Source organism: Catellatospora sp. NPDC049609, assembly GCF_040675365.1.
Taxonomy (GTDB): Bacteria; Actinomycetota; Actinomycetes; order Mycobacteriales; family Micromonosporaceae; genus Catellatospora.
In genome coordinates, this window is sequence record NZ_JBFAOU010000203.1 from 1 (window position 1) to 13,523 (window position 13,523).

Sequence of the window (13,523 nt, forward strand, 5' to 3'; positions counted from 1 at the left end):
CCACTCGTCTTGCCCCCCCCCGGCGGGGGGCCCCCCGGCGGGGGCCCGGCGCTTCCGGGGGGGGCCGGCGCCCCGGCCCGCGGGGGGGGGCCGGGGCGGGGGTCCCGGCTCGCGGTCCGGGCGGCCGCGAGCCGGGTGGGGTGGTGCTAGATGCGCTGCCAGAGCGCGGGGGTGTTCGGCGGCTCCCAGCCGGCGAGCGCGGTGTGCGCCTGCAGGCAGCGGTAGCTCAGGCCGCCGTAGGTGACGGTCGCGCCGACACCGTAGGCGGTGCCGGCCGCCCAGGTCCCGCCGCCGGGGTTGGTCGGCGGCGTCGGCGACGGCGCGGGCGGCGTGGGGGAGGGCGGCGGCGGGGTGGGGTTGCCGCCGCCACCACCGCTGCCTACCTGCAGATCCACGCAGGAGTAGAACGCCATCGCCGTGTCGTAGATGTTCCACCGGGCCAGCACGGTGAACCGGCCGGTGCGCCCGCCGAGGCTGACGTTGTGCGAGACCGTCGCGCCGGGCTGGGCGCCGTTGTCATTGAACACCGCGATGCGGGTGCTCCCGACGAAGTACTCCCAGGTGCTGGTGCGGTGGCGGGCGGTCAGCACCCAGTTGAACGACACGTTGTTGCCGACCGAGGTGGCCGGCCAGTTCTTGCTGTTGTCGTTGAGCACGGCGAACCGGCTGCCGCCGCCGTTGCACTGCATCGAGCCCTTCGGGGCCTCGACGCTCTGCGGCTCCCACACGATGTCGCCGCAGCCGGTGACCCGGCCCTGGGCGCACATCGCCTGCCGGCTGGGCGGTGCGGAGATGTACCCGTGGGCGCTGGCAGGGGTGGCGACCAGACCGGACGCCAGAACGGTGAAGATGGACAGGACGGGTAGGACGATCCGTTTTCTCATGGCTCCTCCTCGCTGTTGCGCGGGATGGATCGACCGGGCGAGTGCCGGTGTCGTGAGAGGAGACATCGACACTCGTTCACAAGAACATAAATTAAACAGTCCTAACTGTAAATACGGTTAACTGAGTTCTGGCTTAAACTTGGCATAGAGAACGGGCCTGTTCCGCGCTGCGGAACAGGCCCGTCGAGGACGCCGGCTCAGCCGGCCAGGTGGCCCCAGCGGCTCTCCAGCTCCTCCCAGGCGCCCCGCGCCACGGCCTCGCCGTTGATCAGCACGACGACCTGGTCCGCCTGGACCAGTGCGGCCCGCTTGGAGGTCGAGCCCACCACCGTCACGCCGTGCGCGCGCAGCGCCTGCCACAGCTGCAGCTCCGTGGTGACGTCGAGCGCGGACGACACGTCGTCGGCGATCAGCAGCTCGGTGCCGGGAGCCAGCGCGCGGGCCAGGGCCAGGCGCTGCAGCTGCCCGCCGGACAGCCGGGTGCCCTTGTGCCCGATCAGCAGCTCCATCCCGCTGCCCGCCGCCGCCAGGTCGTGCTCCAGCTGCGCGGTCGCCACCGCGGCGGCGGCGTCCACGTCGTGCCCGAGCCGGATGTTGTCGCTGACCGTGCCGGACAGCACCCGCGGCAGCTGGGCCACGTACCCGACCTGGTTGGGGCGCAGGAACAGCTCCGGGTCGGTGATCTGCTCACCGTTCCAGCGCAGCTGGCCGTCGTGGTGGACGATGCCCGCCAGCGCCCGCAGCAGCGACGACTTGCCCGAGCCCACCGGGCCGAGCACCAGCACCAGGTCGCCGCGCTCCACGGTGAGGTCGACCCCGCGTACGCCCACCGTGCCGTCCTCGTGCACCGCACCGAACCCGGCGAGGTCCAGCCGGCGCAGCGGATGGCGGGGCGCGGCCACCGGGCCGGGGGCGGTGCCCGCGGAGATGTCGACGTCGGGCACCGAGGCGGAGTACGCCGCGACACCCGCCATCGACACCGTGCGCTTCGTCCAGACCCGGGCCGAGGGCAGCTGGGAGACCAGCGAGGCGGTGGTCCAGGCGAACCAGCGCGCCGAGCCCAGCGTCGACACCGCCACCAGGGTCGCGCCCGCGGCCAGGTCACCGGCCATGTAGAGCGACCACACGGCGATCGGCAGCAGGCCCGACAGCAGCGCCGGGGTCGAGCGCGCCCAGACCTGGGTGGAGATCTCCCGCCGCTGCCGCTCGCTGCGCGCGGTGTCCAGCCGGGCCAGCTCGGTCAGCACCGGCCGGGTCGCCCCGGCCAGCTTCACGGTGCGGGCCGACGACAGCGAGGACACCAGGAACGTCGCGAACGCGGCCCGGGCCGCGACGGTGTGCGCCGCCGAGCGTTTCAGCACCGGCGCGAAGATCAGCGCGGTCAGCCCGGAGACGAGCATCGTGCCCGCGAAGAACAGCGCCGGCACGATCGAGCCGGACACCAGGGTCATCGCCACGAGGACGAATACCGACAGCGACTGGTCGACCAGGTTGTCGGCCAGCAGCACCACCCGCTCGGTGTCGCCGCCCTGCGCCACCACCTCGGCGGGGGTGTGCGAGCTGACCCGGCGCGGCCCGGTCTGCCCGTGCACGAGCCGTACGTTGATGCGCAGCATCTGGCGCACCCACCACTCCGGGTAGCGCACACCGGCGATGAAACCCGCCGGGGTCGTGATCATCAGGCCGGCGACGATGCCCAGCGCCGGCCACCACATGCTGCCCGTGCCGTCGACCAGGTCCGACCACAGCCACGGCAGCACCGTGCCGTCCAGGCCGAACAGCAGCATGATCGCGAACATGGCGACGCCGAACAGGCCGAACCGGGCGTCGTTGACGGTCAGCCGGTAGATCTCGCGCAGCGTGCGCACCCGCGGCGGGTCCGGCAGCGGCGGCGGGTCGGCCTTCGGCGGCGCGACCAGGCCGGGCTCGTCACCGTCGGTGCCGCGGGCCGGCTCCGGGCCGCCCAGGCGACCGGCTCCGGCCGACGACCCGGCGGCGGCCTCCCGGCCGGTGGCCATGCCACCGGCCAGCACCAGCTCGCCGTCGGGTGACGCGGCAGGGCTGCCGGTGAGCAGCTCGAACTCCGTCCCGCTGCTGGCCAGCAGCTCGGCGAAGCGCTGCGACTCCGACAGCGGCCCGGCCTCGACGACCCGGCCGTCGGCCAGCACCACGACCTCGTCGCAGGCGCGCAGCGACGACAGCCGGTGCGCGATGACGATGCCGATCCGGCCGTGCAGCAGCCGCTCGGCGGCGTGCTGGACGCGGGCCTCGGTCACCGGGTCCATCCGGGCGGTGGCCTCGTCGAGGATCACCACCTGCGGGTCGCGGACCAGGATCCGGGCGAACGCGACCAGCTGCTCCTGGCCCGCGGACAGCTTCTGGCCGCCCTCACCCAGCCGGGTGTCCAGGCCGTCGGGCAGCGTCTGCACCCAGGAGGCGAGGCCCAGCTCGTCCAGCGCCCGGCCGGCCGCGTCCAGCAGCTCCGGGTCGAACAGGGCGATGTTCTCGGCCAGCGTGCCGGCGAGGATCTCGGTGCGCTGCGGCACGATCGCGGTCCACCGCCGCAGCTGCTCCACGTCCAGGTCGAGCAGGTCCACCCCGCCCAGGAAGACCGTGCCCCGCGGCACGTCCACCGCGCGGGTCAGCACCTTGGCCAGCGTCGACTTTCCGGAGCCGGTGCGGCCGACGATCGCGTACGAGCGTCCCGGCGCGAACGTCAGATCCAGCTCGTGCAGCACCGGCCGGCGCCGGTCGGCGGCGTAGCTGAAGGTCAGCCCGCGCACCTCCAGCCGCCCGGCGCGCGGCGCGTCACCGCCGGTCGGCTCCTGCGGGACGTCGCGCAGCAGCTGTACCCGGGCCCACGCGCCCAGCGCGTACTGCACCTCCGGCAGCATGCGGCTGACCTGCTCGACGGTGCCGCCGAACGCCAGCGCGAGCAGCCACACGCCGGTCAGCTGGGCGGCGTCGACGCGGCCCGCGGCCAGCGCCCAGACGCCGCCGAGCACCACCAGCGCGATGCCGGCCCGGGTCACGCCCGAGGCGATCGTGGTGACCCGCGACGACATCCGCCACACCCGGCGCCCGCGCCGCAGCACCTCCCCGGCCCGCTCGGCGACCAGTCGCAGCACGTACGGGCGGCCCAGGCTGGTGCGTACGTCGTCCTGGCCGTGCACGGCCTCCTCGGTCACCGCGGCCAGGTCGGACCAGGCCTCCTCCTCGGTCATCCGGGCGGGGCCGATGGCCGCGGTCGACCTGCGCAGCGCGGCCGCCAGGGAGCCGGTCAGCAGCAGCATGACCAGGCCCGCGGGCCACCACACCACGAACGCGGTGACCAGGGACAGCACCGCGACCGCCGCCGACTGCACGATGCGCACGCCGTTGCCGCGCAGCTGCGAGCCGACCTGGTACACGTCGCTGTCGATGCGGTCGAGCAGCTCGCCGACGGGCGTGTGCTCCAGCGCGGGCAGCGACTGGCCGAACGCGACCCGGCACAGCCGGCGGCGCACGTCGGCCGTCCAGTCCGCGGTGATCCGCGACATGAGCAGGCCGAGGGCGAGATCGCCCAGCACCACCACGGCCAGCGCGGCGGCCAGCGCGGCGAACGCGGTGAAGGACCGGTCCACCAGCACGGACCCGGCCAGTGGGGCGGACACGGCGGCCGCCGCGGCACCAGCCACGATGATTAACAGGACGATGGCGGTACGGCGTGGAGACGTGGCCCACAGGTCACGGAACAGACGCATCGAGGGCCCCTTGCACGCGGTTTGAACTGGTCCCCAGCATGCAAGGTGGCGCGGGTGGGCCTCAACACAATTACGCGCGGGCCACGTGGTGATCACCACAGCCGGGCGGGTTCACCGCGCGGGCGGCACCTGCGACAACAGCCCCAGGAACGCGCCGGGATGGATGATCGGGATGCGGTGCCGCCGCGCCTGCCGCGCCTTGCCCGACATGGTGTCGGGATCGGCGGCCACCAGCAGCCGGGTGGTGCGGGTGACCCCGCGGCCCACGGTCAGCCCCGCCGCCCGCGCGCGCTCCTCCCACAGCTCCCGGGGCTCGGCGGTCTGCCCGGTGAACACCACGGTGTCGCCCGGCAGCAGGCGGAACGGGGGCGCGGGCAGCGGCCGGGTGCTGCGCCGGTGCTCCGGGTCCGGCCCGGGGTCGAGCACCGCCTCGACGTCGGAGCGGGCCAGGCCGAGCAGCGCCGCGACCGTGTGCAGGTCGGCGCGCTCCACGTCGCTCACGGCGCCGTCGTCGCGGGCCTCGGCCGCCAGTGCCTGCAGGTAGCGCCGGTGCAGGCCGAGCACCTCGGCCCGGCTCAGCCCCAGCTGCCGCGCGGCCTCGACGAGCGCGTCCGCCTCCACCGTCGACACGTGCCGGTCGAGCAGCGCGTGGTCGAGCAGGGACAGGTAGGCGTCGGCCTGCGGCGGCGACGGCACCCGCGGCAGCCGGTCGACGAGCCGGGTGAGGAAGTGCTCCGCCACCTCGTGCCGGTGCCGCCGGGTCACCGGCAGCACGTCGGCCTCGGTCAGCTCCGGCCAGGTCAGCGCCGAGGCGTCGAGCACCAGCTGCTGCCACGGTGGCGGGGTGCCGACCCGGTTCAGGTAGCGCGACAGCAGCCCGGCCGCCGCCCGCGCGTCGTCGAGCGCGCTGTGCGCCCGCTGCTGCGGGATGCCCGCGGCCAGGCAGCAGTCGCGCAGGCTGCGGCCGGCGTTCGGCAGCAGCTGCGCGGCCAGCTGCATGGTGCACAGGCCGTACTCGCGCCCGACCGGCGCCCGCAGGTCGAGGCGGGCGTACTCCGCGACGAGGAACGCGGCGTCGAAGGCGAGGTTGTGCGCGACCACCACCCGGTCGCGCAGCAGCAGGCCGATCCGTCCGGCCAGGTCGGCGAAGACGGGCGCGCGCCGCGCCTCGGCGGCGGTGATGCCGTGCACGTGCTGCGGTCCGAGGTCGCGCTCGGGGTTGACCAGGCTGGACCAGTCCCCGGTGACCCGCCCGGCGGCGTCGACGTGCACGATCGCGATCTCGCAGATCCGGTCGTGCCAGCTCGTGCGCAGGCCGGTGGTCTCCACGTCGATCACCGCGTACATGCCGTCACCTCTGCTGTGCCGTCGGCGGGGTGCCCTTCCACATCCGGGGTCCAGGACCTCACCGTAGGTCCTGGCGGCGGCCGCCGGCCTCGGCCGAAGGCACCCCGCCTCATCCGCCGTCCGTGGACGACCGGCCGGGCCGCGCGGCCCGCCCCGACAATAGTCCTATCAGGACCGGCGCTCGTTCCGGTCGCGCCGCGCCGCCTTGCGGACTCCGCTCGCCACCTGCTGGGCCAGGTCGGCACGGGAGAGCGCGTCGTACCTGACGCGCACGGCGACGACGCGGTCGGGCAGGGCGAGCTGCGCGGCGTCGCGGTCGAACGCCTGGAGGAACCCGGCCGCACCGGGGCCGCCCGCCTCCCAGACGAGCACGGCGTGCCGTGCCGGGACCACACCTCGGCCCGGTGCCGCCGGCGGTCGTCGCGCGCGCCGATGACCAGCCCGACCACGGCGAGGGCGACCAGCGCGAGCGCGCCCGCGGTGCGCAGTGCATCCATACCCGGAAATGTGTCACAGCCGCGCACGGCCCGGTCCCGGCTAAGCTGGGATGATGATCAATGAGGAGGGTGGGCCCGTGCTGCGCCGCGCGCGGCAGGACGACGCCGCGGCGGTGGCGGTGATCTGGCGGGACGGCTGGCGCGACGGGCACCTGGGTCACGTGCCCGAGGAGCTGGTGGCGATCCGGACGCCGGAGTCGTTCGCCGTGCGCGCGGCGCAGCGGGTCGGCGACGTCACCGTCGCCGTCGTGGACGGCGTGGTGGCGGGGTTCATCATGGTCGTCGGCGACGAGGTCGAGCAGGTGTACGTCGGCGCGGCGCACCGCGGCGGCGATGTCGCGCCCGCGCTGCTGGCCGAGGCGGCCCGGCAGGTGCGGGCGAACGGGCACGACCGGGCCTGGCTCGCGGTCGCCGCCGGCAACGCCCGCGCCCGCCGCTTCTACGCCCGCGAGGGCTGGACCGACGAGGGCGCCTTCGACTATCCGGCGCACGCCTCCGGCGGTCCGATCCCGGTGCCCTGCCACCGGTACGCCAAACCGGTGTGAGCCCGGAACGGTCCGTCACCCGGCGTCCAATGTGGCAGTACGCCTGCGCCGCAGGTGACGGCGCGATTTAAGTGATCTTTAAGTCCGTCCGTCTTGACGGGACAGTGACCGCTGCCTATGGTGCGATCGTAAGTTAGTTTTCCTATCTGTTTCCGGCGACCGTCGCGTCGCGACACCGGCCGGACCTCCGATGCCCCCGTGGAGGCGCGTATGTCACGGAAGATGAGAAACCTCCTCGCCGCAGGCGCGGTGACCGCGCTCGCGGCGATGTCGCTGGCGGTCGCGGTCAGCACCGCCGGCGCGGCCGGCACGCCCACGGCCACCTTCACCAAGGTGTCCGAATGGGGCTCCGGGTTCGAGGGCCGCTACACCATCGTCAACGGCGGCACCACCACGCTCAGCACCTGGCAGGTGTCGTTCACCCTGCCCTCGGGCACCTCCATCAGCTCGCACTGGGACGCCAACCGCTCCGGCAGCGGCCAGCAGGTCGTCTTCGGCAACGTCGGCTGGAACGGCAACGTCGCGCCGGGCGCCTCGGTCACCTTCGGCTTCATCGGCGTCGGCTCCGGCAGCCCGAGCGGCTGCCTGCTCAACGGCCAGCCCTGCGCGGGCGGCACCCAGCCCAGCCCGTCCGCCTCGTCACCGCGCCCGCCGTCGCCGTCGGCCTCACCGTCGCGCCCGCCGTCGCCCTCACCGTCGGCGTCCAAGCCCCCGTCGCCGTCCCCGTCGGCCAGCCCGAACCCCGGCACGCCGGTCGCCGCCAACGGGCAGCTGCGCGTCTGCGGCCGCCAGCTGTGCAACAAGAACGGCAAGGCGATCCAGCTGCGCGGCATGAGCACGCACGGCATCCAGTGGTACGCCAACTGCGCCACCGCCGCCTCGCTGTCCGTGCTGGCCAACGAGTGGCAGGCCGACGTGCTGCGCATCTCGATGTACATCCAGGAGGGCGGCTACGAGACCGACCCCCGCCGGTTCACCGACCTGGTGCACAACTACATCGAGCTGGCGACGGCGCGCGGCATGTACGCCATCGTCGACTGGCACATGCTCGACCCCGGTGACCCCAACGCCAACCTGACCCGCGCCAAGACCTTCTTCGCCGAGATCGCCCAGCGGCACGCGGGCAAGGTCAACGTGCTCTACGAGATCGCCAACGAGCCCAGCGGCGTCACCTGGAACACCATCAAGAGCTACGCCGACCAGGTCATCCCGGTGATCCGCGCGCAGGACCCCGAGGCCGTCGTGCTCGTCGGCACCCCCGACTGGTCCTCGCTCGGCGTCTCCGGCAGCGGCGGCGGCGTCGCGGCGATCACCGGCAACCCGGTGACCGCCGGCAACGTCATGTACGTCTTCCACTTCTACGCCGCCTCGCACGGCGACCTGTACTACAACACCTTCGCGCAGGCGATCGACGCCCTGCCGATGTTCGTCACCGAGTTCGGCACCCAGGAGTACACCGGCGACGGCCCGAACAACTTCACCATGTCCCAGCGCTACCTCGACCTGATGGCCGCGAAGAAGGTCAGCTGGGTGAACTGGAACTTCTCCGACGACTTCCGCACCGGAGCCGTCTTCACCACCGGCACCTGCGCCACCGGCGCCTTCTCCGGCACCTCCCGGCTCAAGCCGGCCGGCGCCTGGGTCCGCGACCGCATCCGCACCCCCGACGACTTCTGAGAAAGGGCAGGGCACCTCCTCGACGCCCCGCGTCGAGGAGGTGCCCTGCCTAACTCTCGTCGTCCGCGAGCAGCTGGTACATGACATGGTCCTGCCAGACGCCCGCGATCCGCAGGTATTTCGGGGCCATGCCGAAGCGCGTGAAACCGTTGCGCTCCAGCACCCGCCGCGAGGCGAGGTTGTGCGGCATGGCCCCGGCCTGGATCCGGTGCAGCCCGTGCTCCTCGAAGGCGACCCGGATCATGTCGGCCACGGCCGCGCTGGCCACGCCGCGGCCGTTCACGTCCTGGCTCACCCAGTACCCGAGGTGCGCGTTCAGGAACGGGCCGCGCACGATGTCGTTGAGGTTGATCCGGCCCACGACCCGGCCGTCCAGCTCGATGACGTGCGGCACCACCTCACCCTGCGCGTGGCGGTGCAGCGCGACGCGGACGACCTCCGCCTGCCCCTGCGCGGTGAACCACCCCTGTGGCCGGATCGGCTCGAACGGGGCGAGGAACTCCATGTTCACGCGGTACAGCTCGGCGATGGCGGGCACGTCGTCGAGGCTGACGAGGCGGGTGGTGACGCTCATGCCCCCATGATCCCAAACACGGATCCGCACTGGATGATCGCCATCGGGGCCGATGCCTTCGGTCGCACAAATTGACCGACCGATGTCGGCCACGGGGGTCATCATCGAAGGATGCTGGAGAAGCTGGACGGCGTCGACTGGAACGTGCTCCTACACGCCTACGGAACAGCCGAGGACATCCCCGCCTACCTCGCCGCGCTGAGCTCCCCGGACCCGGAGGTTCGCGGGGAGGGGCGCGACGAGCTGTGGACCTGCCTGCTGCGCGAGGGCCTGCGGTACCAGGCGGGCACGTACACGGTGCCGTTCCTGGCCGACCTCGCCGTCGACCCGGCCACCGCCGAACGGCCGGCGATCCTGAGCCTGCTCACCGCGATGGCGATCGGGTCTGACCACCCCTACCTGACCACCGGCTTTCCGATCGGGCGGCTGCGGCCGGCACCGGACGAGATCGACGAGTCCTGGCGCCTGCTCTACAGCGAGTGGAGCGGCCGCCCGTACCCCGGCATCACCACGCCGCGCGGGGACGAGCTGCCGACGTACGACGCCGTGCGGATCGAGGTGCCGCGGATCGTGCCGCTGCTGGCCGACCCGGACCCCGACGTCGCCGAAGCGGCGGCGTACCTGCTCGCCTGGTTTCCCGAGCAGGCCCGCATCACCGTCGGGCCGCTGGTCGACATGGCCTTCCGGGCCGGGCTGCCGCGCGACGCGCGGGTGACCGCGCTGATGGCGGCCGGGCTGGCCGCGCTGAGCCCGGCACCGGCGCTGTCGGCCGGGCTCGACCTGCTGTCCGACCCGGACGGCGAGGTGCGCTGGGCGGCGGCGGCGGCCTGGGCGCTGGCGGCGGGACCGGCGGCGCCCGAGGAGGTCCGGGTGGTGCTGCGGGCCCGCGCCGAGGACCGGTCCGAGCACGGCGAGCCGTGGCTGGCGCCGTGGGGCATGCGGCGCGCGGAGTGGTCGGTGCGCCTGCTGGAGCAGATCGGCGACCCGTCCGGCGCGGAGATCCGCCGCCGGCTGGTAGCGCAGGCGCTGGCGCAGCCGCGCACCGGAGCCTGGCACGAGCACCTCGCCGAGCCGTTCTACCTCGCGTTCGGCGACGACGAGCGGACCGGGCGGGTGCCGTTCGAGCGGCTGTCGGCCGCGCAGCGGTGGCTGGTCGAGTACCTGGCCGGGCATCCGGAGGTGTTCGAGGGTGACGCCGAGCCGGTCACCGACCTGCTGCGCTGGTACGGCCTGCCGGCGGGGCACGGGCTGCTGGCGGCGTACGCGTCGGCGCGTTGAGAAGGCACCCTCCGCGGAGGGTGCCTTCGGTCAGCGCCGGGTGGGGTGGTTGGGGTCGGACTCCCTGCGGGACTGGGGGAGCAGCTTGCCGCCGCGGCGCTTGCGCAGCAGGTTGGTCAGGTAGGTCAGCGCCAGCGCGAGCACGCCCATGTCATCGAGGTAGATGGGGTCGGGCAGCAGGTCCACCGGGAAGAACGTGTAGATCAGCGCTCCCCAGAAGGCGATCTTCCCGCCCGCGCCGAGCTCGCCGAGCATCCGCTTGGTGACAAACAGGCGCTTGCCGAGCTTGACGGCGCCGATGAGCGTGACGATGCCGACGATCGCGACGGCGACGCCGATGATGATCCAGGTATCCCGAGACACGGACAGGTTCTACCCCGGCACGGGGTGTCTGAACCAGCGGTCATTCGGCTGCTTGCACCGCCAGCGTGAGGAACTCGTCGCGGCCGCCGTCGAACAGCAGGTCGGAGGTCTGTCCGAAGGCGAGCGCGGTGACGTCGCGGTACGGGTCGTTGCACCAGACCGTGCCGTAGCCGCCGTCCCAGCCGTACCGGCCGGGCACCGCCGAGACGGCGTCGGGCTCCGGCGCGACCGCCATGCCGTAACCCCAGCCCTTCGGCTCCAGCAGGATGCCGGCCGAGGCGACCTGCGCGGCGGTGAGCTGGTTGGTGGTCATCGCGGCGACCGACTCGGGCGACAGCAGCCGGCGCCGCCCGTGCGCGCCGCCGTTCATCAGCATCCGGGCGAACAGCAGCACGTCGTCGACGGTGGACAGCAGGCCGCCCGCGCCGGACGGGAACACCGGCGGCCGGGTCCACTCCTCGATCGGCGTCTCCGTCCGCGCGACCAGCTCGCCGGTGGCGAAGTCGGTCAGGTAGTGCGGCGGGATGCGTACGGCGTCGGCGAGCGGGGCGTGGAAGCCGGTGTCGGCCATGCCCAGCGGGTCGAACAGCCGGGTGCGCAGCACGTCGTCCAGCGGCGCGCCCGCGGCCCGGGCGAGCAGCACGCCGAGCACCAGCGCGCCCGCGTTGTAGCGCCAGCGCTCGCCGGGCTGGTCCAGCAGCGGCAGCGAGCCGAACAGCTTGATCCACTCGTCGGGCGGGTACGGCGTGCGCGGATCGGGCTCGGCGAGCACCAGGCGCAGCTCGCGCGCGGCGGCGACGACCGGGTACGGCGGGTCGAACTCCGGCTCGGTGATGATGCCGAAGCCCATCCGGTTGGTGAGCAGGTCCTCGACGATGATCGGCCGGTGCGCGGGCACGGTGTCGTCGAGCGGGCCGTCGATGCGGGACAGCACCCGGCGGTCGGCGAGCTCGGGCAGCAGCCGGTCGACGGGCTCGCCCAGGGCGAGCGTGCCCTCCTCGACCAGCATCATGGTGACCGCGGCCAGCATCGGCTTGGTGATGGAGCCGATCCGGAACAGGGTGTCGCGGCGCATCGGCGTCGCGCCGTCGAAGTCGTGCGACCCGATGGTGTCGACATGCACCTCGTCGCCGCGGGCGACCAGCGTGACCAGGCCCGGCAGCCGCCCGGCGGCGACCCGCGCGGACATGGCGTCGTGCAGGCGCCGCAGACCGGACGCCGACAGTGCTCCGCTCATCATCACAGCGTGCCTCAGATCGCGCCGGGACGCACGCCCGGCCGGCCGCGGCAGCCCGTCGGCGTCGACGAGCAGGTTCGGGTCGATCGCGTCGGGGACGTGCGCGGGATCGGGGGACCGGCACGCGGGATGGTCCCGCCGGTTCGCGGCGGGGAGGCGCGCCCCGCTCCCGCGCCGATGTCAGCAGTCTCATCCGGACATGTCCGTATATACGCCTGCCGGATCCCCCGAACGTGGCGAACGCCGTTTCCGGCCGCGCGCGCTGGGGAATGCCGTTGCTGAAACCGCACTTTCCCCCAACACCGTCCGAGAGGAAGAAAGCCATGGACTTCGGAGAGGTGGCGACCGACACCCTGCGGTCGATCGCGCTGTTCCTGCCCAAGGCGCTGGCCTTCGTGGCGATCCTGTTCGTCGGGTGGCTGGTCGCCCGAGGACTGCGCATGCTCACCGACAAGGGACTCGAACGGGTCCGCTTCGACCGGCTGGCCGAGCGGGGCGGCGTCGCCGGCGTGCTCGCCCGGGGCGGCGTCGACGCCTCCGACCTGGTGGCCCGGCTGGTCTACTACGCCGTGCTGCTGTTCACGCTGCAGCTGGCGTTCGGCATCTGGGGCCCCAACCCGGTCTCCGACCTGATCAACGCCGTGGTGGCCTGGCTGCCGCAGGCGTTCATCGCGATCGTCATCGTGGTCGTCGCGGCCGCCATCGCCTCCTGGGTCAAGGACCTGGTCACCGGCGCGCTCGGCGGCCTGGCGTACGGCCGCTTCCTGGCCGGCACCGCCTCGGTGTTCATCATCGGCCTCGGCGTCATCGCGGCCCTGAACCAGATCGGCGTCGCCACCACCGTCACCACCCCGATCCTGATCGCGGTGCTGGCGATGGTCGCGGGCGTCGTCATCGTCGGCGTCGGCGGCGGCCTGGTCCGCCCGATGCAGGCCCGCTGGGAGGGCTGGCTGGACCGCGCCGGGCAGGAGTCCGGCAAGGTCGCCGAGCACGCCCGGGCGTACGCGGCCGGCCAGGCCGACGCCACCCAGGTGCTCGCGACGCCGTCGACCGGCACCGTGTACCCGTCGCAGCGCGCGGCCGCCGACCGCTCCGTGCCGGCCGCCACCGAGGCGCCGGTCTACCAGTCGGGTGAGGCGCAGGTCTACCCGCAGGACGAGGAGCGCGAGCCGCTCGTGCCCGGCTTCGACAGCGACCAGACGCAGCCGCTGCCGGACGCGCGCCCCGCGCCCAAGCGCCGCTGACCACGCCGCGGTGCCGTGCGGACGGCGCCGCGACCCCGACGCCCGCCGATGGGTGCGACCGGTTCGCCGCCCAACGCCGGGGGGGTGGGGGGGGTAACACCCCCCGGTGGGGCCCGGGGGGGGGGCCGGCACCA

The 13,523-nt window shown here is 73.6% G+C and carries 11 protein-coding genes; 4 read left to right on the forward strand and 7 right to left on the reverse strand.

Annotated elements, in window-relative coordinates:
- Positions 1-146 precede the first annotated feature (146 nt).
- The 4 genes from AB0J67_RS34400 to AB0J67_RS34415 all read right to left on the reverse strand — a co-directional run bounded on the left by AB0J67_RS34400 (position 147) and on the right by AB0J67_RS34415 (position 6,367).
- On the reverse strand, positions 147-884 hold the full coding sequence (locus AB0J67_RS34400; protein ID WP_363488789.1) for a lytic polysaccharide monooxygenase: 738 nt from the start codon (positions 882-884) through the stop codon (positions 147-149).
- A gap of 197 nt (positions 885-1,081) precedes the next feature.
- On the reverse strand, positions 1,082-4,627 hold the full coding sequence (locus tag AB0J67_RS34405) for an ABC transporter ATP-binding protein (RefSeq protein ID WP_363488791.1): 3,546 nt from the start codon (positions 4,625-4,627) through the stop codon (positions 1,082-1,084).
- Positions 4,628-4,738: 111 nt separating this feature from the next.
- A complete protein-coding gene (locus AB0J67_RS34410; protein ID WP_363488793.1) occupies positions 4,739-5,974 on the reverse strand; it encodes an exonuclease domain-containing protein in 1,236 nt (411 codons plus the stop codon).
- A gap of 168 nt (positions 5,975-6,142) precedes the next feature.
- Positions 6,143-6,367 (reverse strand): hypothetical protein, encoded by a 225-nt coding sequence (locus AB0J67_RS34415; protein WP_363488795.1) that lies wholly within the window; start codon positions 6,365-6,367, stop codon positions 6,143-6,145.
- A gap of 157 nt (positions 6,368-6,524) precedes the next feature.
- Between AB0J67_RS34415 and AB0J67_RS34420 the strand changes: the two genes are divergently transcribed.
- Both AB0J67_RS34420 and AB0J67_RS34425 read left to right on the forward strand, forming a co-directional pair.
- Complete coding sequence (locus tag AB0J67_RS34420) at positions 6,525-7,016, forward strand: GNAT family N-acetyltransferase (protein ID WP_363488797.1); 492 nt, start codon at positions 6,525-6,527, stop codon at positions 7,014-7,016.
- A 210-nt stretch (positions 7,017-7,226) separates the two neighbouring features.
- A complete protein-coding gene (locus tag AB0J67_RS34425) occupies positions 7,227-8,693 on the forward strand; it encodes a cellulase family glycosylhydrolase (RefSeq protein ID WP_363488799.1) in 1,467 nt (488 codons plus the stop codon).
- 49 nt (positions 8,694-8,742) lie between these two features.
- On the opposite strand, the gene AB0J67_RS34430 is transcribed toward AB0J67_RS34425, so the two are convergent.
- Positions 8,743-9,267, reverse strand: coding sequence for a GNAT family N-acetyltransferase (locus tag AB0J67_RS34430; protein WP_363488801.1), 525 nt, complete (start codon positions 9,265-9,267; stop codon positions 8,743-8,745).
- A 111-nt stretch (positions 9,268-9,378) separates the two neighbouring features.
- On the opposite strand from AB0J67_RS34430, the gene AB0J67_RS34435 reads away from it, so the two are divergent.
- The gene (locus AB0J67_RS34435) at positions 9,379-10,545 is read left to right on the forward strand and encodes a hypothetical protein (protein ID WP_363488803.1); all 1,167 of its coding nucleotides are present in this window, start codon (positions 9,379-9,381) and stop codon (positions 10,543-10,545) included.
- Between the two features lie 30 nt (positions 10,546-10,575).
- Here the strand turns inward: AB0J67_RS34435 and AB0J67_RS34440 are convergent, their stop codons facing one another.
- On the reverse strand, positions 10,576-10,908 hold the full coding sequence (locus AB0J67_RS34440; RefSeq protein WP_363488805.1) for a YkvA family protein: 333 nt from the start codon (positions 10,906-10,908) through the stop codon (positions 10,576-10,578).
- A gap of 40 nt (positions 10,909-10,948) precedes the next feature.
- Positions 10,949-12,145 carry a serine hydrolase domain-containing protein gene (locus AB0J67_RS34445; protein WP_363488807.1) on the reverse strand — a complete coding sequence of 399 codons (1,197 nt, stop codon included), beginning with the start codon at positions 12,143-12,145 and terminating at the stop codon, positions 10,949-10,951.
- Between the two features lie 323 nt (positions 12,146-12,468).
- Between AB0J67_RS34445 and AB0J67_RS34450 the strand changes: the two genes are divergently transcribed.
- A complete protein-coding gene (locus AB0J67_RS34450) occupies positions 12,469-13,389 on the forward strand; it encodes a hypothetical protein (RefSeq protein ID WP_363488809.1) in 921 nt (306 codons plus the stop codon).
- Positions 13,390-13,523: the final 134 nt, after the last annotated feature.